This is a genomic window from Sinorhizobium prairiense (assembly GCF_029201645.2).
Classification (GTDB): Bacteria; Pseudomonadota; Alphaproteobacteria; order Rhizobiales; family Rhizobiaceae; genus Sinorhizobium; species Sinorhizobium meliloti_A.
On sequence record NZ_CP104131.1, the window covers coordinates 2,175,269 to 2,198,324 of the forward strand.

Genomic DNA, 23,056 nt, shown 5'->3' on the forward strand with positions numbered 1-23,056 from the left:
TGAACATGGAGCACGCATGGGGCAAGAACAGCGCGCTCACCGATTGTTGAACGGCAGGGTCTCGCGATCCTGCACGGGCAGACTCCCGATTTGTGTTCGAAGGGCATACTCGCTAAGAGAACATGATGCCTTCGGCCTACACCAAATCGAAACTCCTCCGCCGGTCCAGAGTCCTTTGGGGATCCTACGGCGTCTGGCGGCCAAGACTGGTCTTCTGGGTCGGCGCAATTGCGATCGGCGTGATCAGCGTCGCCTTCGCCGAAGCTGCCGATTGGGCCCAACACGCCTTCCGCCGGCTGACGGATGCCGGGCGGTGCAGCTTTCTGCTTCCCCTGCTCCTCACACCTGCGGTTTTCGTCCTCTCTGCCTGGCTCGCCATCCGCTTCTTCCCCAATGCGCAAGGCAGCGGCATCCCGCAGGCCATCGCTGCAAGGCATCTGCATGGCGAGGAAGAGCGCTCGCGCCTGCTGTCGCTGCGGCTTGCCTTCGGGAAGATCCTGCTTACGGTCCTCGGGCTCTTCGGCGGGGCATCGATTGGTCGCGAAGGCCCTACCGTCCAGGTCGGCGCCTCGATCATGCTGCAGGCCGCCCGCTGGGGCGGAATGGCTCACGCGCGCGGGCTCATACTTGCCGGCTCCGCCGCGGGGATCGCGGCTGCATTCAACACACCGCTGGCGGGCATCGTATTCGCGATCGAGGAAATGAGCCGGACCTACGAGTCTCGCGCAAACGGACTCGTTCTGACCGCAGTCATATTGTCCGGCCTCGCGGCCCTGAGCCTCTCCGGCAACTACACCTATTTCGGCACCAGCTCGACGACGGCGAGCGGCGCCAAAGATTTCCTGCTCATTCTCGCCTGCGGAATAGGCGGCGGGCTTCTTGGCGCCGCCTTTAGCGCGGCCAGCCTTCGGCTGACGCGGCGTATCCGCCGCTGGGCGCAGCCGGCTCCCGTGAAGCGCATGCTCATGCTGGCTGGCGGATGCGGCGTCGCCACCGGCATCGTCGGGGTCCTGTCGGGTGGTGCCACCTTCGGAACCGGCTACGAGCAGGCGCAAGCGGCGGTCGCAGGTGAGCCGCTTCCCTATTTCTTCTTCCTGGGCAAGCTGTTCGCGAGCTTCGCGGCGATGATCTCGGGTATCCCGGGCGGCATCTTCGCCCCCTCTCTTGCGATCGGCGCAGGACTCGGCAGCACGATGAGTTCACTTTTCGGCACCAGCATCGCCTTGGGAGCCGTGCTCGGCATGGCCGGCTATTTCGCCGGCATCGTCCAGGCGCCGATGACCGCCTTCGTCATCATCATGGAGATGACCGGCAACCATCAGGGCGTGATCGCGCTGATGGCCGCATCGATGCTTGGCTATGTCACCGCCCGGCTCGTTTCGCCCGAGCCGCTCTATCACGGTCTTTCCAGAACATTCATCGCCCAGAGCATTCTCCTGCGCAGGAGCAGCGCGAAAAGCGAAGCCGCACCTCAGTGAGGCACCGGCCACGGGCGCCTTTTTCAAGGCCTCTGGGGATCAGAGAGATATTTGCTCCGTTCGCGCGGCATTAGAAACCGCTATTTCTGTCCATTGTCATGAACGGCTGCCATATTCCGTGCAAATTGCAACAGGATGCAGCCATGACGACGCAATCCCGCAAAGCAGAAGTGGCGGTCGACGCGGAAGAGTTTGCCCTCGAGGCAGAGGCCCAGGCCATCAACGACGAGCTCGAAGGGCTGGATCTTTCCGGCCGTCTGGCATTCATCGCCGGGCTGGAAGGCCGCGCGGTCTTTACCACTTCGCTCGGCATCGAGGACCAGGTCATTACCGCCGCGATCGGCAGCAACCATCTCGATATCGAAGTCGCGACGCTGAAGACCGGCCGTCTTTTCGACGAGACCGTGGCCCTGATCGACAAGACCGAGGAGACCTATGGCATCCTCATCAAGCGCTATTATCCCGAGAAAGCCGATATCGAAGCTTATGTGGCGCAATACGGCATGAACGGGTTCTACGAAAGCGTCGAAGCCCGGCATGCCTGTTGTGGCGTGCGCAAGCTGAAGCCGCTTGCGCGCGCACTCGACGGGGCAAGCTACTGGATTACCGGCCTGCGGCGCGGGCAGTCGGGCAACCGTGCCACGACCCCTTTCGCTGAAGCCGACGTCGAGCGCGGGCTCATCAAGATCAATCCGCTCGCCGACTGGGACATCGAGACGATCCAGGCCCACGTCGCGGCAGAGGCCATCCCCGTCAACCCGCTGCACAGCCGCGGCTATCCGTCGATCGGTTGCGAGCCCTGCACCCGGGCCATCAAGCCCGGTGAGCCGGAGCGCGCCGGGCGCTGGTGGTGGGAGAACGATGAGAAGCGCGAATGCGGCCTGCATGTGCCGGAAGCGGCTTCCTCGATCATCCCCAACGCCAGCAACGCGGCCTGAACGCCACGCGCGCACCCGAAGACCACGATCTTCCCCCGGAGTTAGCAATGCCCCACACTCTTCCGGAAACGGAACTGCATAATCCGCAGAGCACGAAACCGCCGCTCGATCCGCATCTGAAGGCGCTGGAGAACGAAGCGATACACATCTTCCGCGAGGTCGCGGCCGAATTCGAGCGCCCCGTAATGCTTTACTCGATCGGCAAGGATTCGTCGGTCCTGCTGCATCTTGCGCGCAAGGCCTTCTATCCCGGCCGCATCCCCTTCCCGCTCCTGCATATCGACACGGGCTGGAAGTTCCGCGAGATGATCGCATTCCGCGACGAGATGGCCGCGAAATACGATCTCGACCTCGTCGCCCACACCAATCCGCGCGGTGCAACCGAAAACGTCACGCCGTTCACGCACGGATCGGCGCTCTATACCGACATCATGAAGACCGAAGCGTTGCGCCAGGCGCTTGACGCGGGTCAGTACGACGCCGCATTCGGCGGCGCGCGCCGCGACGAGGAGGCAAGCCGTGCCAAGGAGCGCATCTACTCCTTCCGCACGCCCGATCATCGCTGGGATCCGCGCAATCAGCGCCCGGAACTCTGGAACGTCTATAACGGCATGATCCGCAAGGGCGAGAGCGTCCGCGCCTTCCCTCTGTCCAACTGGACCGAGGTCGACATCTGGCGCTACATCCAGGCGGAAGAGATCCCGATCGTTCCACTCTATTTTGCCAAGAAGCGCCCCGTCGTAGAGCGCGACGGCATGCTGATCCTCGCCGAGGATCCTCGCCTCGAGCTGCTTCCCGGCGAGGTCAAGCGCGAGGAAGTCATCCGCTTCCGCACGCTCGGCTGCTTCCCGCTCACGGGCGCGATCCGCTCCGAAGCCGACACGCTCGACGACATCATTGCCGAACTTGAAACCGCGACCGTCTCCGAACGTCAGGGCCGCGCGATCGATCGCGATCAGGCCGGTTCGATGGAAAAGAAGAAACGCGAAGGATATTTCTGATGACCGCACCGGCAGCAGCGAACGCAGTCCTGGATCAAACCGTCGTATCCCTTCCGATGCAGGAGACTGCGCGGGTCGTGCGCGACACGCGCCCCCTTCGCCTCATCACCTGCGGCAGCGTCGACGACGGCAAATCGACGCTGATCGGCCGGCTGCTTCGGGACACCAAGGCGGTCAAGGAAGACCAGGCGGCAAGCCTTCAGCGCGATTCCGGCGGCAAGCAGAACGATCTCGGCCTTCCGGATTTCGCTCTCCTGCTCGACGGCCTTCAGGCCGAGCGTGAACAGGGCATCACCATCGACGTGGCCTATCGCTATTTCGCGACCGACAAGCGCTCCTTCATCGTCGCCGACACGCCCGGCCACGAGCAATATACCCGCAATATGGCGACCGGCGCTTCGACCGCCGACCTCGCCGTGCTGCTCGTGGACGCGCGCGTCGGCCTTCTGGAGCAGACCCGCCGCCACGCGACGATCGCGACGCTGATGGGCATCCGCCAGTTCGTGCTCGCCGTCAACAAGATCGACCTGACGAATTACGATCGCGCCCGCTTCGACCAGATCTCGCACGAGTTCCGGGAGCTGGCCCTTTCGCTCGGGGTGCGCCAGGTCACCGCAATCCCGGTCTCGGCGCTCAAGGGCGAGAACGTCGTCTATGACGGCCGCGCTTCCATGCCATGGTATGACGGCCCGACGCTCATCGAAATACTGGAGCTTGCCACGACCCGCTCCGCCCAGACCGTCGGCTTCCGCCTGCCGGTGCAGCGCGTATCGCGCCCGGGAGAGAGCTTCCGCGGCTATCAGGGCACGGTTGCCGGCGGCTCGGTGAAGCCGGGTGACTCCGTCGTCATCCTGCCGTCGGGCATGGTCGCCAATGTGAGCAAGATCGTCACCTTCGATCTCGTGCGCAATGCGGCGGTGGCCGGAGACGCGATCACGCTGGTGCTCGACCGCCAGGTGGACGTTTCCCGCGGCGACGTCATCGCCTCGATCGACAGCCAGCCGATGACCGGGCTCGCCTTCGATGCGCAACTCGTGGCGCTGCAGCCGGAAGGCATCCAGCCGGGCAAGCGCTACTGGCTGAAGTCCGGCAGCCGCCGCCAGCGCGTGCAGGTGCAGCCGGTCAGCCAGCTCGAACTCAAGAGCGGCAAGTGGAACCACGCAGACGAACTGCCGATGAACGCGATCGGCAAGGTGCACCTCGCCTTCGACGAACAGGCGATCTTCGACACCTATGAGCAGAACCGCACGACCGGCGCCTTCATCCTGATCGACCCCGACACCAACAACACGGTGGCGGGCGGCATGATCACTGCCAAGCGCGCCGCGCTCGGGGGCATCCATGCCGAGGAAAGCCGGGTAATCCTGTCGCTGCCGGCAGATCTTGCCGATCAGCTCATGGCGACGGAGCTCTTCGCCGCCCGCCGCGAAGACGTTGAGGTGCGCCGGATAACCGCCGCGAAGGCGGTGGGTATCATCGACTCGATCGACGGCTGATGCTCTTACCGTTTGCCTGTCAGCGAAGGGGCCGCATGGCCCCTTTTTGCTGCTCTGATCGGGAGACGGTCGGAGTGCAGGCACGCGCTTCTAAGGTGGAGGCCGTCAATACGGTCAGGCCCGCCGCTCGACCGTTGCGAGGTCGATCGTCAGCGGCTGTGGATCGGCATGATTCCAAAGCTGGTAGCCGACTACACTGCCCAGAATGGCGGCCCAGACGAGAATTTCGCGCAGAGTGAAGATGGGTTCCTTCGACATCGCTGCCTCACGGGTTTGCGTTTGAAGGATATTCGCTCCGATTGTTCACTCCGATAAGACGGATTTTCAGGAACAACCCGTTTCTCTGTGAACAATAAAGGTGCGGCAAAGGCATCGGCCGCCGCAATGTGAGAGCGACCAGGCAAACCGGCAGAAAGCCGGAAAAAAAGATACGGTTGGGGGAGATTTACAGCTGGTCGGAGTGGAGTGATTCGAACACTCGACCCCCACGTCCCGAACGTGGTGCGCTACCAGACTGCGCTACACTCCGTGACCAGCGGCGCCTCTATAGAACAGCATTTTTGATTTCACAAGCGCCTATCGCAAAAAAGACCGCGCTGAAGGTGAAAATGTTCCGGCCGCCGGCACGTCCCATCTCATAAGCAATAGGGCGTTTCTGCAACGCTCTCCAATTTCCTCTGCGGCAATGCTCCGAGCCGATTTTCTTTCACGGCTTTTAGCGCTAGAGCCTCGGCGGACTGCAAGGAAAACCGGGGATTCCGGCCCTTCCGCGCCGCAGGTTTCAGGACATATCTAAGGGACAGACACATGAATTTCCGCATGATGACGGCGGGCGCCCTCGGGCTGCTTCTTGCCGGCTGCACGACGACGACCGGGATCACGAGAAATGCGGTCGAGGCACGCTGGCTCGGCCAGCCGGCAGGGCCCTTCTTCGCTCAGTTCGGGCCACCCATTTCCGACGTCGAAGCGGGCGGCGACACCATTTATAGCTGGAAGGGCGGTTACAAGACGCGCAGGATCCCGGCGGAATACGAAAAGACCGCCGACGGCAAACGCGGCAAGCGCATCTCTGCCGCGCGCACGGAATATCTGAGCTGCTCCGTTCAGCTGACCGTCTCCTCCGACTACGTCATCCGCGCGATCCGGATCGCCGGCGACCGCAAGCGTCCGAACGGGCCGAGCTGGTGCGAGGAGTTTTTGGGCGGCGCAAAGGCTGAATAGTCAGCTCGAACCGTCTCGGCTACCCCCGGGCCCGCTGCCGAAAGCCAGCGGGCCTGCTTCGTCATCCGGGACTGCCTTCATACTCATTCGCTGGCGGCCTCGGCCGCACTCTTCCGACGTTTCGCGCGCGTTTGCCCCGGCCGAGACGCTGCTGCCGGCGCGGCTGTGCGGCCATCGAACAGCTCGCGGACCAGCCCCTCGATGCTGGCGAGATCGCGAAGATGGATGTCGCGCTGGCCGAAGGGCATTTCGATCTTTTCCTCGCGGAAGCGTTTGGCGATTTCGAAACGCATATCGCTCGCCGCCCCCGCATCGGCGTTGATGTTGCCGACGTGGCAGAACAAGGTGAACTGCAGGGCATCGGCTCCGAAATCGGTGAAGGAAACGAAAGGCTCCGGAATTCTCAAGACCCGCGGATTGTCCATGGCGATTTCCAGCAGAACCCGCCGCACCTGCTCCGGGTCCGATTCATAGGAGACCCCCACCGGAATCTTCAGGCGCGCCGAGAAGTCGCCATGCATCCAGTTGACCACCTGGCCGCTGATCAGATCGGCATTGGGTACGATCACGGTCACATTGTCGAAGGTCTGGATCTGGGTAGCCCTGACGCTGACGCGCTGGACGATGCCCGTATTCGGGCCGACCTCGATGCGGTCCCCGACCTTGAAGGGCCGTTCGGCAAGCAGGATGATCCCGCTGACGAAGTTGTTGACAATGGACTGCAGGCCGAAACCGATGCCGACGGACAGGGCGCTGGCGACGATTGCGACGTTCTGGAGGTTGAGACCCGCATAGGAAAAGGCCACGAGACCCGCGATTGCAGCGCCGACATAGCCCACCCCGTATGGATCGACGTCCTGAGGCCGGTGTCGAGGCTGGTTTGCGGCAAAAGGCGGCCGTCGAGCCACCTCTGGAAACCGCGCGTTGCGACGATCACGACGACGAAAACGACGATCGCGCCGAGAATCGCAGAAGGCGAGAACGAAAATCCGGCGATCTCGAATCCGAAGAAGGCGGAAGTGAAGGTGCCGACCACATCCTCCGACTGGATGCCCCAGGGCGCGAGAAGGGCCATAACGGCTACCATGATCACGATCAGGCGCGCGAACCCGGCAAGGATCACACCGATCTGGCTGATCGTGTTGGGCTTCAGGCCGATCGCCTGCCGCATGAAGCCGCCGATCCGCGTCTGTACCGAAAAGCCGTAGGAAATCGCCTCGTCCGCAAGACGCAGCAACAGCACGAGGCTCATCAGCACCGCCGTCGTGAAGACGATCTGCAGCGCGGCGAAGCGTCCGAAAGCCACGAAGCCGGCGAGCGGCGCAATAACGGTGAGCGCGGCGACCGCCCAGGTAACCGGAATGAGCAGGCGCCACGCCGAGCTCGTTCCCTGCGGATTCTCGTCATCATCTTCGCGCGCGACAAATCTGAGCGCGACCATGGCGAGAATGCCGAGCGCGATGGCACCGAGGCCTTGGGCCGCGACGGCAAAGGAGAGGGGCGCATGAGTCGCCTTCAGGAACGCGTCGAGGGCAAGGCCGCCGACATTCACCACAGCCATGGCCACTATTATCGGAATCAGCCGCTCGGCCGCCGTGTCCGTAACCTCGACGAGCCGCCAGCTGGGCCGTTCCGGTGCGAGAACGGCGATCGAGAGTCCGTAAAAGAAGGATGCGAAGGTCAGCCCGAAAAGGACCGGCCGCAGGACCGTCGCCAGATCCGCCGGGAGAACCTTCAGAATGGACATGGCTTGGTAGAGCACGAAGAAGGCGACAGCCGGGATCAGCAAGTTCGCAAGCGTGATGGCCGCCGCTGCGGTCGCCTTGGCGAGCCCCGACGGGTGGAGAACCGAAGGGTCGCGGCTCGTGCGCCGAGTAAGCCAGCGCCGGCCCGGCGACAGGAGAAAGGCGGCGAAGCCAATCACGACCACGAGAATGCCCGCGGCCGAACGGCCCGTGCGTTCGACCAGGGCGCCGAACCAGTACCCGACCACGCGGGACTGGTCTGCCAGCGTCTCCGGTGTCGCGGCGGCCAGATCGAACCAGAAGGAAGGATCGGCAAGGCTCTGCGAGCGCTGCAGAATGGAGCTCGTAAAGAGGGCCCGCCGCCGCTCTCCGATCGTGTCTATATCCTGCTGGCCGCGAAGCGCGATGAGATCGGCCTGCTGGACGACGCCCTGCAGGCCGGCCGCCTCCGACTGTAGTTGCGCCTGTTCGGATTTGATCGCTTCGGTCTGGTTGCGGGCGGCCTGCTCGTCGGCCGGCTTCAACTGCTCGATGCGCTGATTGACGAGCTGCAATCGCGGCTGCAGGGCTGCCTTGAGCCCGGCGGCTTGCATGGGAATCTTGGCGATCTGGCTGCGCAGCTGTGAAAGAGTGACGTCGTCTACGCGTTCGGCCTGGAGCGCGGCCTCCACACGCTCCAGCGTCGCTTGCCAGGCATCGATGCGTGCCTGCTCCTCCGGAAAGGCTTTCGGCGGCACCTCCGGTAAGGCACTACTCTGGCCCTGCACATCGGCTGCTGCGCCGGCTTCCGGCTGTCCGCCGCCGTCCTGGGCAAGGGCAGCCGGTGCAAATGTCAGCAGGAATGCGACGAGAAGCAATCGAAGCAATGTGCTGACCGAACGGGCCTGATCCAAAGCTCTTTCGAAGGTTGGGCCCGTCGCGGATGTGCGACGAAGAAGGAACCGCATGCTCGTCATTATCAGTCCTATTCCGGTGTTCTGCATCGTGCCTCTGCCGAGCGCGCTGAGCCGAGCCCGGGGTTTGCAAAGGCGCACCATAAGGTTGCCGACCGGATTATCCAACCTCACCCCGCCGATTTGCGCCGGCTATCCGGCCGGGAGCGCCTCGCAGACGCCGGCACGACGGCCGCATTCCGAACGGAGACACCGCTCGGAGATTCGACGCGTCGGCTTTCGCCGGCAGCCATTATCGGCATATTGCAGGAGGTTGTTGCCCGCCTCGATCCGTCCGCGTCCGAGGCAGCCCTTACGAAATTTCCGCCGCGCAAATCTCGGCCGTCAGGAGGCGAGGCGTTGCGCCATCACAGGGTGCTTGCGAGATTCTGTGCTTTCTCTGCGAGGCACTTGTCACGGTTCTCGAAGTCGTATTCCAGGGCGATGAACGATACGTCCTCGCCGATGCCCTGGACTCTCAGCTTTATATATTTGATCCCGTCCTTGAGTTTCGAACCATGCGCGACGGACCATTCGTAACTGTGCATCCGCTCGTTCTGCGTTATGGACATCACCCAGTCACGCCTTTCATGCCAGCGTGGACCTGCCTTCAAGTGCTCGAAGCGCTTTCCCCTGCCGTAAATATCTTCGAGTTCCTGTACAATCTCTTCGAACTTCGATCGAACGTCCGTTCCGAACCGATCCTTCCTGAACATCATCGATCCCGCACTGACACGGCAAACACCAAATCTTTCGCTGATTTCTGCTGCGTATACTTCGAAATCGGGGTGACGCCTCGGAACGGAACGAAGATTATAAATGCCGCCGTGTGGCGCTACGTTTCTGAGTTCAAGAGCATTTTTACTCTGCCCCTGCTCTATGCCGAATGGACCAGCGCACGCGTCATATACGATAATCAACGATGCAAGGCAGTGTGCGACATTGACAAGAATAATCGCTTTCATCTTCGCTATCCCCAGCGCGAATACACCTACAGGAAATAGGCGAATACGTTTCTTGTCAATCATAAATACTAAAATGCATTTCAGTCCTCGATGAGACCGCCAAAAATATGCATTATTTTATATAACTTATAAGGGTATAAGATTTCTGCCGAACCCGCATTTTCTCTGGGACCTATTCCCCCAGGGGCGCCAAATACGTGAATATGACTGCCGCAGAAGAACGGTGCTTTTCGGTTTTCATGCCGGTAAACCGAATTACCGTCGGCAGCTCTGTCGTCGAGCGCGTCGACCACGCCGTCATCTTCGGCAAGGTATAGGTTCGGTGGTGTGAAGTGTGGCTGGGGCGCCTGGATTCGAACCAGGGAATGGCGGTACCAAAAACCGCTGCCTTACCGCTTGGCTACGCCCCAACTAAACTGGCAGGTAATCTCCTCGCCAAATCGAGCGCCTGATTAGCAAAGCTCGTGCGCGCTCACAATGCTTAACTTCGTTTGGCGCGCAGATTTATCGCTCGCGGTCCGGCAGCAATCTCAGGCCCGAACCGATGTTTCCTCCGCCCGGCCTTTGGCCTATGGTCGCGCCGCCCCTAAAACTCCCGAGGGTGACGTGCAAGCGGGAGGCCGAGTGGATGACAGGCCAGGACATGCAAGCTCCGGAATTCGACCTCGATTTCAAGCCCGCCTATGGCGAACCGGTGAGCGTAGCCGAGAACGTACAGCGCATCACGGTCAACAATCCCAGTCCGTTTACCTTCCACGGCACGAACACCTATATTGTCGGCCGAAGTTCGGTCGCGATAATCGACCCCGGCCCCGAGGACGAGGCACATTTCCATGCGCTGATGGCCGCACTCAGAGGGCGCGAGGTGACGCATATCGCCGTCAGCCATACCCATCGCGACCACTCTCCGCTCGTCGGCAGGCTCGCCCGGGCAACCGGCGCGATGGTCGTGGGCGAAGGACCGCACCGGGCAGCCAGGCCGCTGCATGCCGGCGAGGTCAATCCCTTCGCCGAAAGTTCGGACATGGACTTCGTGCCCGATGTCGTGCTTTGCGACGGGGCACACGTCGAAGGCGACGGCTGGAGCCTGACGGCGGTAGCGACGCCGGGGCACACGGCCAACCACATGGCATTTGCGCTCGACGGAACCGGAATCCTCTTTTCCGCCGATCATGTGATGGCCTGGGCGACGAGCATCGTCGCGCCGCCGGACGGAGCCATGGCCGATTACATGGCCTCGCTCGACAAGCTGCTCCAGCGCGACGATCGGATCTACCTGCCAGGCCATGGCGGTGCGGTCAACGAGCCTGCCTCCTTCGTGCGGGCGTTGAAGGCGCATCGCAGGATGCGCGAGCGCGCGGTGCTCGAACGCCTGCGTGCGGGCGACCGGCAGATCGCCGAAATGGTCAAGGTGATCTATGCCTCGACCGATCCGCGGCTGCACGGCGCTGCGGCACTCTCGCTGCTGGCGCATATCGAAGACCTCATCGAGCAGGGGCGCGTCGAAACAGAGGGGCCGCCGTCGCTCGCCAGCGCATACCGGCTGGCGTGACGCGGTTGGATCGCTGAAAGGCGCAATCCGCGGCAGAAAACCGCGCGCACTCTCTAATCGCCCGCGATCCCCAGGAGCTCGGCGTCGAGGTCGCGCAGGAACTCCTCGGCGAACATGGCTCCCATGCCGAGGTCATGGCGGCCGTAGCGCGAAGCCACGCGCAGATCGACGAAGGTCGTTTCCGCCTCTTCGCGCAATCTGATCAGCACGTCGAATCGGAAGCCGACGACAAGGCTCCGCCATTCGCCTTGCAGGACGACGTCGCTGGATCGCCGTCCCGGTATGCCGTCGTCGACCAGTTGCGTGGGTCGAGCGGTTGGAACGGGGATGACGTTCGGCCCGGCATTCGCATCCCCGCCTGCCTCGGGTCGTACGGCGAGGTCTTCGAGGTCCGCCCGCGCGTTGTCGGCGCCGAACTCAGCAGTGATGGTGATCCGCGTCTGCTCGACGACCTTGCGCACGCCCTGGAATACACGGTCCAGCGCCCCTTCGTAGCGCCGGCCCGTAAGCCCCGGATAGGCTTCAACCTGCGCCTCGCGGTCTTCCCGCGTCACCGGACGCTTGCGCCCGAGCCAGCTTTCCCCTGATGCCGGCGTCCTGATCCAGGGCGGGGGCGTCGAGGTATCGGTACTGACCTCGTAGAGCGCCGGTCGCGTCAGGTATTGCACGGCCCCATAACCGAGGAACCCGAGCGGAACCGCCGCGTAGAAGAGCGCCGAAACGGAAGCGGCCCCGCCGATCGCTGCCACCTGCCAAAGACGCGTGAGCCCGATCGTTGCCAGCACGACGCTAAGGAGAGCCAAGCCCCCGGCGATCAACGCCAGCGTCAGAAAGTGCGGCGTCGTCAGAGGACCGAAACGATGCGACAGCAGCGACAGCAGAAAAACGATGAAGGCGATGCGGGCGATGCGGCGCGCCCAATGTGCCGCGTAGGAATAGGGACGCTCGTACCGGACAATCATCTAACGGAATCAATCCCCGAGGCGGAAAAGGACCTCGCCTTTCTTAGACCATGGCTCGGGTAGTGCAAACCCCGTATCTTTCCCCCATCGGCGATGGAGATCGCCCCATGGAGGCCAAAGAGAGAATGCGGGCGGCGAATATGGCGGCGCCACTCACACGGGTGCCGCAAATTTGCCATTCTCGTTAACCACCTATTCAGGTTTACTATTTGGCCGGACACACGGCGCTGTAGCATTTGGAGGCATCGGCCGTCGTCGCCGGCAAGAGGCGCGGCAAATCAACGGAGAGACATCATGGCCGCACAGCAGTCTACCATGGAGATCGCCATCCCCGCCCCTCCGCCCCCGGTCGGCGAAGCCGCGATGCCCATGGCACTTCTCGAGTTGGAGCTTTCGCTCGATCGCTTTTCCGGCGACAAGGACGATTTCGTCGGCTTCACGCATAAGGTGGCTCACGACATCGGCGCCGAGCTGCTCTTCGTTCTGCCGGCTTCCGGTCTCGTCGACGATTGCGTGACGATCGCCGCGATACGCCACGGCCAGGCGGAGGATAAGACACCGATCATCCTGTTCATCTGTCTCGCTCAGGACGGTACCACCATCCGCGTCGAGCAGCCGAGCGAGCACACCGCCGGTCTCAAGAGCTTCGCCAACTCCTTCGTCGGCGTCCTCGAGCGGATCTGAACCGCACTCCGTGGGGCGATTGACCAGCTATGCGCAACGGGCGCATGATGTCGACGAGTTGAATCGCGCCCACGGATCTCGTCTTATGCGTTGCATTATCATGCCTGTCGTCCAGCGGAATGCCATCGGACTCTGCCCCCGCGAATGGGTGCCGGTCAGGAGGCAAATGACGACGATGACCATGAGACTGCTTGGCCTTGCGGCCGTGGGGCTGGTGCTTGCCGCATGCCAGTCGATGTCGCCGCAGGAACGTCGAGCGAGAGACGAAAATACATGCGCCTCCTACGGCTTCAGAAGGGGCACGGATGCGTTCGCAAACTGCCTGCAGCGCATAGATCTCGACCGTCGCGCGGAAGCGCGCGCTTTCCGGTATGACAACGACGTTTTCCTGCGCGGCCCTTATTACTGGCGCTGACCGGCGAGACGGCCCGCAGCTCCGGACGAAGATCGACGCCTGTCAGCTCGCCGCCAGAGCTTGAACCTCGGCGACCTCGCGGCCGTTGATCGTCGCCTGTGCGGCCGCAAGTCTCGCGATCGGCACTCGGAACGGCGAGCAGGAAACGTAATCGAGACCCGCTTCCTCGCAGAACCGAATCGAGACGGGATCGCCGCCATGCTCGCCGCAGATCCCGAGCTTCAAACCGTTCTTGGTCCGCCGGCCCCGCTCCGCCGCGATCTGGATCAGTTCGCCCACGCCCTCGAAATCGAGCGAGACGAAGGGATCCTGCTCGATAATGCCCTTCTGCTGATAGGTGGCCAGGAACAGGGCTGCGTCATCGCGCGAAATGCCGAAGGTGGTCTGCGTCAGGTCGTTGGTGCCGAAAGAGAAAAAATCCGCCGATTCGGCGATCGTGTCCGCCCTGAGGGCCGCCCGCGGCAACTCGATCATCGTGCCGATCAGATAATCGATGTTCACGCCAGCCTCGCCGACGACCTCCTTGGCGACCGCCTCGATCCGCGCCTTGACGTAATCGAGCTCGGCGCGCAGGCCGACGAGCGGCACCATGATCTCGGGAACGACGGCAGCGCCGGTATCGTGGGCAGCCTGGACCGCCGCCTCGAAAATCGCGCGCGCCTGCATCTCGGCGATCTCCGGATAGGAGATCGCCAGTCGGCAACCGCGATGCCCGAGCATCGGATTGAACTCGTGAAGTGCATCGACCCGCTGACGAAGTTCCGCGGGATCGATCGTCAGCACGCGCGCAACCTCTGCGATTTCCTCGTCGGTTTTCGGCAGGAACTCGTGCAGCGGCGGGTCGAGAAGACGGATCGTGACCGGCAGGCCGTGCATGATCGAAAAGAGCTCGACGAAATCGGAGCGCTGCATGGGCAGAAGCTTGGAAAGTGCTGCCCGCCGCCCTGCTTCGTCTTCGGCCAGGATCATCTCGCGCATCACATTGATGCGGTCGTCCTCGAAGAACATGTGCTCCGTACGGCAGAGTCCAATGCCTTCGGCGCCGAAGGAGCGGGCGGCGCGCGCATCCGCCGGCGTCTCGGCATTGGTGCGCACGGTCATGCGGCGGCTTGCGTCGGCCCATTGCATGATCTTGCCGAAGTCGCCCGAAAGTTCCGGCTGCAGCATGGGGATCTCGCCCTTCAGCACCTGGCCGGAGGAGCCGTCGATGGTGATCACGTCGCCCTTCCGCAGCGTGACGCTCGCGGCGATCAGGAGCTCGTTTCGCTGATCGACGCGGATGCTGCCGGCGCCCGATACGCAAGGCGTACCCATACCGCGCGCGACGACCGCCGCGTGGCTGGTCATGCCGCCGCGGGTCGTCAGTATGCCTTCAGCCGCATGCATGCCGTGAATGTCTTCAGGACTCGTCTCGACGCGAACGAGGATGACCTTGCGGCCTTCCTTGACCGCCTGCACCGCCTCGTCGGAGCTGAAGACGATCTCGCCCGTGGCGGCACCCGGCGAGGCCGGCAGGCCGGAACCGATAATGTCACGGCGGGCATGAGGGTCGATCGTCGGATGCAGAAGCTGGTCGAGCGAAGCCGGATCGATGCGCGCCACCGCCTCCTCCTTCGAGATCAGCCCTTCCTCGGCCATGTCGACGGCGATCTTCAGCGCCGACTTGGCCGTTCGCTTGCCGGAACGCGTCTGCAGCATCCAAAGGTTGCCGCGTTCGATCGTGAACTCGATGTCCTGCATGTCGCGGTAGTGGCGCTCGAGCGCGTTACATATCTTCTCGAACTCGGCAAAAGCCTCCGGCATCAGCTTTTCCAGTGACGGCTTGTCCGAACCGGACGCGATGCGGGCCGCTTCGGTGATGTTCTGCGGCGTGCGGATGCCGGCGACCACGTCCTCGCCCTGAGCATTGACGAGAAACTCGCCATAGAGCTCTTTCTCGCCCGTCGACGGGTTGCGCGTGAAGGCGACGCCCGTCGCCGACGAATTGCCGAGATTGCCGAAGACCATGGCCTGGACGTTGACGGCCGTGCCCCAGCCGGCCGGTATGCCGTGAAGGTGACGGTAGGTGATGGCCCGCGGGTTCATCCAGCTCGAAAAGACGGCACCGATCGCGCCCCAGAGCTGGATTTCCGGATCCTGCGGGAAAGGCACGCCGAGCATCTCCTCGATCGCCTCCTTGTAGCGCGAGATCACGTGCTGCCATTCGACGGCGGAAAGCTCCGTGTCCTGCTCGTGACCGAGGCGCGCCTTCTCGTCCTCCAGAACTTCCTCGAAAACCTCGTGGTCCACCCCCATCACCACATCGCCATACATCTGGATGAAGCGGCGGTAACTGTCCCAGGCAAAGCGCGCATCGCCGGCGTCGTGACCGAGCGCATGCACGGATTGATCGTTGAGGCCGAGGTTCAGGACCGTGTCCATCATTCCCGGCATGGAGGCGCGCGCGCCGGAACGGACCGACAGAAGCAGCGGGCGGTTCGTATCGCCGAAGACGCGCCCGGTGATTTTCTCCATCCGCACGATGCCCTCGCGGACCTGCTCGCGCAGACCCTCGGGCATGCAGCGGCCCTTCTCGAGATAGCTGTTGCAGGCAGCGGTGACGATTGTGAGCCCCGGCGGCACCGGCAGGCCGAGATTGCACATCTCCGCGAGGTTAGCCCCCTTGCCGCCCAGCCGGTCGCGGTCTTCCGCGCCCCCTTCGGCCTCTCCCGCACCGAAGGTATATACCCATTTCGCCATGCCTGTTCTCCACCCGAAACAGTCGCCGACCTAAAATCATGAACGTGATCGAATCTAAGAAGTCAGAGCGGGATGCGGGCGGAAAAGCGCACGCACTTTTCCTCACCCCGCTCCAGACCATCTACAGTATATGCTCCGGCCTGAAAATGCACTCGGCGAAGATTTTGTTGCAGTGCACCAAATTGGAGGTCGCCATCAGACGGCTTCGCGCAGCCGCTCTGCCGTCTGCAGGTCGACCGAGACGAGCTGCGAGACCCCCTGCTCCGCCATCGTGACCCCGAACAGGCGATTCATCCGGGCCATGGTGATCGGATTGTGGGTGATGATGACGAAGCGGGTCTCGGTGGAGGCCGCCATTTCGTCCATCAGGTTGCAGTAGCGCTCGACATTGTGGTCGTCGAGCGGCGCATCCACCTCATCGAGAACGCAGATCGGGGCCGGATTGGTGAGGAAGACGGCAAAGATCAGCGCCATTGCAGTCAACGCCTGCTCGCCGCCGGAAAGCAGCGTCATCGTCTGCGGCTTCTTGCCGGGCGGCCGGGCAAGGATTTCGAGCCCCGCTTCCAGCGGGTCGTCGCTTTCGATGAGCTGCAGTTCCGCCGTGCCGCCCCCGAAGAGATGGGTGAAAAGCCGCTGGAACTGCACATTGACCACGTCGAACGCGGCAATCAGCCGCTCGCGGCCCTCGCGGTTGAGGTTCTGGATGGCACTCCTCAGCCTGCGGATCGCCTCGATGACGTCGTCACGTTCCTTGAGCAGCGCCGCGAGCCGCTCCGAAAGCTCCTTCTGCTCCTCGTCGGCGCGCAGGTTGACGGCGCCGAGCCTTTCCCGCTCGATCTTCAGCCGCTCGAGTTCCCGTTCCACGCTGCGCATATCCGGCAGTCCTTCGTCGGGGCCGAGGCCGGTAAGGCGCATCACTTCATGGGGGGCGCAGGACAATGCTTCGAGGATGCGCGCCTCTATCTCGACACGCCGCTCCCGCGCAGAAACGAGCCGCTCTTCGGCGCGGCCGCGCTTTTCGCGTACCTCTGCCAGCTCCGAGAGCGCGGTGGCGGCCTGGCGATCCGCTTCGCGCTGGTGGTTTTCCGCCTCGGCGAGTCTGTCGGCCGCCTCTCGGCGTGACGCCTCCGCCTTTTGCAGCTCGTTCATCAGCGCGCGGCGCTTGTCGTCGAACTCGTCAGGCGCATCGAGCAGTTCCTCGACCTCCTCGCGCGCCTCCGCCTCGCGCTCGCGAAGCGTCGCAATGTGATCTTCGGCGCTCGCCGCCCTCGCTGCCCAGGTCTCTCGCTCGCCGGCGATGGCCGCAAGCCGCCTGAGGCGCCCATCGTTTTCGCGTGCGAGACCGTCATGTGCGGCGCGAGCCTCGGCCGCCGCCGCACGGTCGGTCGCGACTTCGGCCGTCCGATTGCTCAGCCGCAGGTCGAGCTCTGCAAGATCCGGCTGACCGGCAGAGGCCTCCCTGGCCGCCTCGATCTCTTCGGCGATCTCCTCGGCCTGCCCCTCGATCTGGAGCTTCGTCTCGGCAAGCACCGCGCGGCGCCGGGCAAGATCGCCGGAGGCCCGCTCGGCGGCTGCCAAGGCATCGCGCGCCTCGGAGAGCTGCCGTGCAAGCATGCGTTGCGCCTCGCGCGAAAGCCTCAGCCGCTCATCCTCGGCGCGGATGTGCGCGCCGGCAGCGGCAAGATGCGCCTCCGCCTTCAGCAATGCCTCGCTCGCCTCCTCGGCTGCACCTTCCAGTTCGGAAAGGCGGTTCTTCTGGGCGAGCCTCAGGGCCGCAGCACTCGGCGCTTCCGAGCCGGTAACGTGGCCGTCCCACCGCCAGACGGCGCCTTGCCTCGTCACCAGCCGCTGGCCGGTCCTGAGGAGCGGCAGCAGTCGCTCCGCCTCCTCGTCGCTCTCGATGATCCCGATCTGCCGGAGCGCTCGTCTCAGCGCCTCCGGTGCCTGGACGAAATCGATCAAAGGGAGGGCGCCAGCCGGCAATGCGGGATCGTTCGCATCGTCGCCGGGCATGCGCCAGTGCGCCGGCGCCGCCTGTTCCAGGGGCGAATCGAGGTCGTCGCCAAGAGCCGCGCCGAGCGCCGTTTCGAAGCCGCGCTCGACTTTCATCTCCTCGACGACGGCCGGATAAGTGCTGCCGCCGGCCGCCTCCAGCATGCGCCGGATCGTTCGCGCTTCCGTCTCGATGCCGTTCAGCCGCGCTCGGGCCTCGTCGACGGGCGGGCGCGCGGCGGCTTCGTCGGCGCGCGCCTCGGCGAGTCTCTCTTCGACGGCGGCGACGGCGGCCTCGGCCTCCTCCAGCGCCGCCTCCGCAAGCTCCACCTGCCCCCTCTTTCGTCCGGGTCGGGGAGTCGCGCCATCTGACCGTCAAGGTCGTCGACTTCGCGCCCCTGATCCGCAAGCTGGCGTGCAAGGCGCGCCTGCCGCTCGGAGAGATCGCGCAGCGCTCTCTCGATCTGGTTGCGCGCGGCTTGCGCCTCGGCGCGCTCGGCCGTAATGCGGGCGAGACCGGCTTCGCTCGCCGCTAGCTTTTCATTGGCCTCGTCGAGCCTTTCACGCGCCTGAGCGCCGCGATCATCCGCCTCGGCCAGCGCGTCTCGCAGATCTTCCTCCTCCTGATCCAGGCGGGCGAGAATGCCGGCATTGTCGGCGACCAGCCGCTCTTCGCGGGCGATGTCCTCCGCAAGTTGCGCCAGTCGCCGCTGCAATTCCTCACGGCGGCGCAGGATCCGGCCGGCATCCTCCTCGAGCTGCGCGCGAGCGATCTGCAGGCGCTGCAGCCCGGCAGCGAACTTCGCCTCGCTTTCACGCAGTTCCGGCAGCTTGAGGCTCGCGATCGCCTGAGCCTTGGCGGCTTCCATCTGCGCCTGCGCCTTCTCGGCGACGAGCGCAGTGATCTGGTTCAGCTGGCTGGTCGCCTCGGCCTCCGCTTCCTTGGCCTGCACCCAGCGGGTATGGAACAGGATCGCCTCGTGCCGGCGGATTTCCGCCGACAGCATCTTGAACCGGTTGGCCTGGCGCGCCTGGCGCTTGAGACTCTCGATCTGGCTTTCGAGCTGCGAGGTGACGTCGTCGAGGCGCTCGAGATTGGTTTCGGCCGCCTTCAGCCTGAGTTCCGCCTCATGCCGGCGCGAATGGAGACCGGAAATGCCGGCCGCCTCCTCGAGCAGCTGCCGGCGCGCCTGCGGCTTGGCGGCGATCAGCTCGCCGATGCGGCCCTGGCCCACCATCGAGGGCGAGCGCGCACCGGTGGACGCATCGGCAAACAGCAACTGCACGTCCTTGGCGCGCGCCTCCTTGCCATTGATGCGGTAGACCGAGCCCTGCTCGCGCTCGATACGGCGCGTCACCTGTATCTCGTCGCTGTCGTTGAAGGCTGCGGGCGCGGTGCGGTCGCTGTTGTCCAGGTAAAGGCCGACTTCGGCCGTGTTGCGCGCCGGGCGGTTGCCGGATCCGGAAAAGATCACGTCGTCCATGCCGGAGGCACGCATGTTCTTGTAGGAGTTCTCGCCCATCACCCAGCGGAGCGCCTCGACGAGGTTGGACTTGCCGCAGCCGTTCGGTCCGACGACCCCGGTCAGGCCGCGCTCGATGACGAATTCCGTCGGTTCGACAAAGGACTTGAAGCCGAGCAGGCGCAGCCGGGTGAATTTCATGACGGACACGCTGGGGTGGATGGCGGCGCATACCCCCTCTGCCCTGCCGGGCATCTCCCCCACAAGGGGGGAGATCGGCAAGGAGCAAAGCCCCGCATACGAGACCAGCGGTTGAAGGAGACATTGCCACCTGCCAATCTCCCCCTTGTGGGGGAGATGCCCGGCAGGGCAGAGGGGGTGAGCCACGACCGCCTCACTCGAACGCCCCCTTCCCGATCACACGGACAATATGCTCGCAGACATTGTCGATGTCGCGCAGCACGTCATCGTTCCAGAAACGCAAAATCGTCCAGCCATCCGCCTCAAGACGCCGAGTACGCTGCCGGTCGTAGTCAGCACTTTGAGGTCTCGCATGCTGCGAACCATCGACCTCGACGATCAATCGATGCGCGGCACAGGCGAAATCCACGATGTAACCGGCGATCGGAACTTGCCGGCGAAAACCAAGCCCCATCAGCCGATGCGCACGCAGTTCATTCCAGAGCTTGGCTTCCGCCTCCGTCATGGCATTGCGCATGCGGCGGGCGTTGCCGCGAACTTGCGGCGATATGTCAGCGTGAGGCATGGCGAAGCCCCACCGACCGGAGACAAAAAACGGGCGCACGGCTGCCGCCGTCGCCCGTCGGAATTGAAAGCGAAGGATCAGAGCTTGCTGTCGATGAGGGCCGACATAACGTCAACCGACATGTCCCCCGAATAGTGCTCACCGTTGACGAAGAAGGTCGGCGTCGACTTGACCCCGAATTCCTTGGCGCCCCTCTGCATGACTGCATTCACATCATCCAGAAGTTTCTGGTTCGTCAAGCAGGCCTCGAAGCTCTCCTGTGTAAAACCGGCGAGTTTCGACAATTGCAGGAGTGCATCGCGGCCGTTCTGCGCAGCCGCCCACTGCTCCTGCTGCTTGAACAGCATGGAAACCATCGGGAAATACTGCCCCTCCGGTGCACAGCGCGCCAGCATGAAGGCGGCTGCCGCGCGCGGATCGAAGGGGAATTCGCGGACGATGAAGCGTACCTTGCCGCTGTCGATATACTTCGTCTTGATCGCGTCGAATGTATCGTTGTGGAAATTGGCGCAATGCGGGCAGGTCATCGACATGTATTCGACGATGGTGACCGGCGCATTGGCTTCTCCGAGCGCCATTTCCGGCAGCGCTCCGGGCTCCAGGAGCTTCGCCATGTCGACGCTGCCCTCCGACTTCGGCAACTCGACCTTGGCGGCAGGGGTTGTGGCCTGCGCCACTTCGGTCGCCGGCTTCGCCTCGCTCGCGGCGGCAGGCGCCTGAGACGTCGAGGCGGTGGTCGTCGCATCGGTGCTCGCCGTGGTCTCGGCGGGCGTCGTTGAAGCCGCCTCCTTCTTTTCATCGCTGCAGGCTGCGAGCGCCAGAGCGAGCGCTGCAACGGCGACGCCGCTCAGCAGGCGTTTCGGAAGGCTTGTTTGGGAAGCGGACATGGACAGGACCCGTGTTCTACTCGAGGGAAATTGAAGCGTGATTTCGATAACTTGCCACGTGCGGGGCGACAAGAGGGGGTGTTTCGACAGCGTTCAAACAATCGTGACCGTCATCGCCGCGGCGTCGACAGAACGGCAGTGCCGAGCCGCTTCAGCGCCGCCTTCAACGCGTCGCTTTCGACGCCTTCCACCATGGTTTCGAGCCGCCGGGCGGCCTCTCCGACAAGGGGCAGCGGGCGGCTGTAGCGCTTGGGCGGCGGTGCGACCGGCTTCTGGACGATGCGCAACTGGCCGATTGCGTGGAAACCGAAGAAGCCGTTGATGCGCTGGATCAGCTCGCCCTGGGCATGGGTCAGGAAAAGCGCCCGGGCGCCTTCGCACGCGACCGTCAGCACACCCGGCTGGTATCCGCCTTCGCCGGCGATCTCGGAAGCGCGGCGCGGCCAGGCAATTCTCTCCGGCCGGGTGCAATCGGCAAACTCCGCGCCCGCGATTTCGTCCCACGAACCGAGCAGCATCGTGTTGATGCCGGCCCGCTTCGCCAGCACCGGATCGATCAGGCCGTTGGCAACTTCGCTGATCTGAACGACGCCCTTGCGGGCCTTTCTCTCACTCACGGAACGACTTTCTGTTTGCAATTTCGATCGAACCTTGCGGCTCAAGCCGGCATCGGCCAAGTATAGGCCGCAAAAGGATCTCCCTGCAAATGATGCGCGATCTTCCACAGGCGGCGAGCGCCGCACTTCTTCTCGAATGGTACGATCGCCACCACCGCGACCTTCCATGGCGGGTGCCGCCGGCAGCGGCGCGGAAAGGTGCGGTTGCCGACCCCTATCGCGTCTGGCTGTCGGAGGTGATGCTTCAGCAGACGACGGTCCAGGCAGTCAAAGCCTATTTCGAGAAATTCCTCACCCTGTGGCCGACGGTCGGCGACCTTGCCGCTGCGGACACCGAGGATGTGATGAAGGCCTGGGCCGGCCTCGGCTACTACGCCCGCGCGCGAAACCTGAAGAAATGTGCCGAAGCGGTCGCCCGCGATCACGGCAGCCGTTTTCCCGATAGCGAAGAGGGGCTGAAAGCGCTGCCGGGCATCGGCGACTACACCGCCGCAGCCATCGCCGCGATCGCCTTCAACCGGGCAAGTGCCGTTCTCGACGGAAATGTGGAACGCGTGATCTCGCGCCTCCATGCCGTCGAGACGCCGCTGCCCGCGGCCAAGCCCGAAATGCGGGCCCTCGTCCACGCGCTGACCCCGGCCGACCGGCCGGGCGATTTCGCGCAGGCGATGATGGATCTCGGCGCGACGATCTGCACGCCGAAACGGCCCGCCTGTTCCCTCTGTCCCTTTCGCGCTGATTGCCGGGCCCTGAAAACAGCCGACCCGGAGACATTTCCGCGCAAGGCAGCCAGGAAGGAGAAGCCGCTGCGCCGGGGTGCGGCCTTCGTCGCCGTCGACGGCTTCGAGGCGGTCTATCTTCGCAAGCGCCCCGAAACGGGCCTCCTCGGCGGCATGACAGAAGTGCCCGGCACGGACTGGACGGCGCGCCGCGACGGCGACACCTCGATAGACGCTCATCCCTTCCCCGCAGCGTGGGAGCCGTGCGGGACCGTCAACCACGTCTTCACGCATTTCGAGTTGCACCTTTCCGTCTTTCGGGCCAGGGTCTGGCGCGCCAATGTCGGAGAGGTGCGGACCGGCACGAGCGGATGGTGGGAGCCGCTCGCCTCGCTCAAGGCGCAGGCGCTTCCGACTGTCATGAAAAAGGCAATCGCCAAGGCTATACCGCATGCGTTCGAAGCGGGCTAAATGCAAGGCGGAG

The 23,056-nt window shown here is 63.8% G+C and carries 16 protein-coding genes, 2 tRNA genes and 2 pseudogenes; 9 read left to right on the forward strand and 11 right to left on the reverse strand.

All coding sequences use genetic code 11. The annotated features are described in order from the left end of the window. Positions 1-125 precede the first annotated feature (125 nt). The 4 genes from N0Q91_RS13180 (at position 126) to cysN (ending at position 4,913) form a co-directional block, all read left to right on the forward strand. Positions 126-1,478: a chloride channel protein gene (locus N0Q91_RS13180; protein WP_275596611.1), complete on the forward strand. Its 1,353-nt coding sequence runs from the start codon at positions 126-128 to the stop codon at positions 1,476-1,478. 143 nt (positions 1,479-1,621) lie between these two features. After that, positions 1,622-2,416 (forward strand): phosphoadenylyl-sulfate reductase, encoded by a 795-nt coding sequence (locus N0Q91_RS13185; RefSeq protein ID WP_275596612.1) that lies wholly within the window; start codon positions 1,622-1,624, stop codon positions 2,414-2,416. Between the two features lie 47 nt (positions 2,417-2,463). Further along, the gene (gene cysD / locus N0Q91_RS13190; protein ID WP_275596613.1) at positions 2,464-3,417 is read left to right on the forward strand and encodes a sulfate adenylyltransferase subunit CysD; all 954 of its coding nucleotides are present in this window, start codon (positions 2,464-2,466) and stop codon (positions 3,415-3,417) included. Then, positions 3,417-4,913, forward strand: coding sequence for a sulfate adenylyltransferase subunit CysN (gene cysN / locus N0Q91_RS13195; protein ID WP_275596614.1), 1,497 nt, complete (start codon positions 3,417-3,419; stop codon positions 4,911-4,913). Before cysD ends, cysN begins: the two co-directional genes overlap by 1 nt. Positions 4,914-5,027: 114 nt before the next feature. Here the strand turns inward: cysN and N0Q91_RS13200 are convergent, their stop codons facing one another. Beyond that, positions 5,028-5,171, reverse strand: coding sequence for a hypothetical protein (locus N0Q91_RS13200; protein WP_127711632.1), 144 nt, complete (start codon positions 5,169-5,171; stop codon positions 5,028-5,030). A gap of 194 nt (positions 5,172-5,365) precedes the next feature. Further along, a tRNA-Pro gene (locus tag N0Q91_RS13205) sits at positions 5,366-5,442 on the reverse strand. A 278-nt stretch (positions 5,443-5,720) separates the two neighbouring features. Here N0Q91_RS13205 and N0Q91_RS13210 point away from each other — a divergent pair. Then, a complete protein-coding gene (locus tag N0Q91_RS13210) occupies positions 5,721-6,134 on the forward strand; it encodes a hypothetical protein (RefSeq protein WP_275596615.1) in 414 nt (137 codons plus the stop codon). An 83-nt stretch (positions 6,135-6,217) separates the two neighbouring features. Here N0Q91_RS13210 and N0Q91_RS13215 read toward each other — a convergent pair. From N0Q91_RS13215 to N0Q91_RS13225, 3 genes and pseudogenes are all read right to left on the reverse strand, one after another. Continuing rightward, a pseudogene (locus N0Q91_RS13215) lies at positions 6,218-8,835 on the reverse strand (DUF3772 domain-containing protein). Between the two features lie 344 nt (positions 8,836-9,179). After that, positions 9,180-9,776: a hypothetical protein gene (locus N0Q91_RS13220; protein WP_275596616.1), complete on the reverse strand. Its 597-nt coding sequence runs from the start codon at positions 9,774-9,776 to the stop codon at positions 9,180-9,182. Positions 9,777-10,111: 335 nt separating this feature from the next. Continuing rightward, positions 10,112-10,186: transfer RNA gene (locus N0Q91_RS13225), tRNA-Gln, on the reverse strand. Between the two features lie 233 nt (positions 10,187-10,419). Here N0Q91_RS13225 and N0Q91_RS13230 point away from each other — a divergent pair. Next, the gene (locus N0Q91_RS13230; RefSeq protein ID WP_275598130.1) at positions 10,420-11,328 is read left to right on the forward strand and encodes an MBL fold metallo-hydrolase; all 909 of its coding nucleotides are present in this window, start codon (positions 10,420-10,422) and stop codon (positions 11,326-11,328) included. Between the two features lie 53 nt (positions 11,329-11,381). Here the strand turns inward: N0Q91_RS13230 and N0Q91_RS13235 are convergent, their stop codons facing one another. After that, positions 11,382-12,290 carry a DUF1499 domain-containing protein gene (locus tag N0Q91_RS13235; protein ID WP_275596617.1) on the reverse strand — a complete coding sequence of 303 codons (909 nt, stop codon included), beginning with the start codon at positions 12,288-12,290 and terminating at the stop codon, positions 11,382-11,384. A gap of 294 nt (positions 12,291-12,584) precedes the next feature. On the opposite strand from N0Q91_RS13235, the gene N0Q91_RS13240 reads away from it, so the two are divergent. Together N0Q91_RS13240 and N0Q91_RS13245 are read left to right on the forward strand one after the other, a co-directional pair. Further along, entirely contained in the window at positions 12,585-12,974 is a 390-nt protein-coding gene (locus tag N0Q91_RS13240) for a hypothetical protein (protein ID WP_100674560.1), read from the forward strand. Positions 12,975-13,140: 166 nt separating this feature from the next. Beyond that, positions 13,141-13,389, forward strand: coding sequence for a hypothetical protein (locus N0Q91_RS13245; RefSeq protein WP_275596618.1), 249 nt, complete (start codon positions 13,141-13,143; stop codon positions 13,387-13,389). Positions 13,390-13,431: 42 nt separating this feature from the next. Here N0Q91_RS13245 and ppdK read toward each other — a convergent pair whose 3' ends face one another. From ppdK to N0Q91_RS13270, 5 genes and pseudogenes are all read right to left on the reverse strand, one after another. After that, positions 13,432-16,128, reverse strand: a complete 2,697-nt coding sequence (gene ppdK / locus N0Q91_RS13250; protein ID WP_275596619.1) for a pyruvate, phosphate dikinase — start codon at positions 16,126-16,128, stop codon at positions 13,432-13,434. Positions 16,129-16,323: 195 nt separating this feature from the next. Further along, positions 16,324-19,784: pseudogene (locus tag N0Q91_RS13255) on the reverse strand (chromosome segregation SMC family protein). A gap of 193 nt (positions 19,785-19,977) precedes the next feature. Continuing rightward, on the reverse strand, positions 19,978-20,349 hold the full coding sequence (locus tag N0Q91_RS13260; protein ID WP_275596620.1) for an endonuclease domain-containing protein: 372 nt from the start codon (positions 20,347-20,349) through the stop codon (positions 19,978-19,980). Positions 20,350-20,426: 77 nt separating this feature from the next. Further along, positions 20,427-21,236: a DsbA family protein gene (locus tag N0Q91_RS13265; RefSeq protein ID WP_018094469.1), complete on the reverse strand. Its 810-nt coding sequence runs from the start codon at positions 21,234-21,236 to the stop codon at positions 20,427-20,429. 110 nt (positions 21,237-21,346) lie between these two features. Further along, positions 21,347-21,853 (reverse strand): DUF721 domain-containing protein, encoded by a 507-nt coding sequence (locus N0Q91_RS13270; protein ID WP_026168555.1) that lies wholly within the window; start codon positions 21,851-21,853, stop codon positions 21,347-21,349. A gap of 89 nt (positions 21,854-21,942) precedes the next feature. Between N0Q91_RS13270 and mutY the strand changes: the two genes are divergently transcribed. Beyond that, positions 21,943-23,043 carry an A/G-specific adenine glycosylase gene (gene mutY, locus N0Q91_RS13275; RefSeq protein WP_275596621.1) on the forward strand — a complete coding sequence of 367 codons (1,101 nt, stop codon included), beginning with the start codon at positions 21,943-21,945 and terminating at the stop codon, positions 23,041-23,043. Positions 23,044-23,056: the final 13 nt, after the last annotated feature.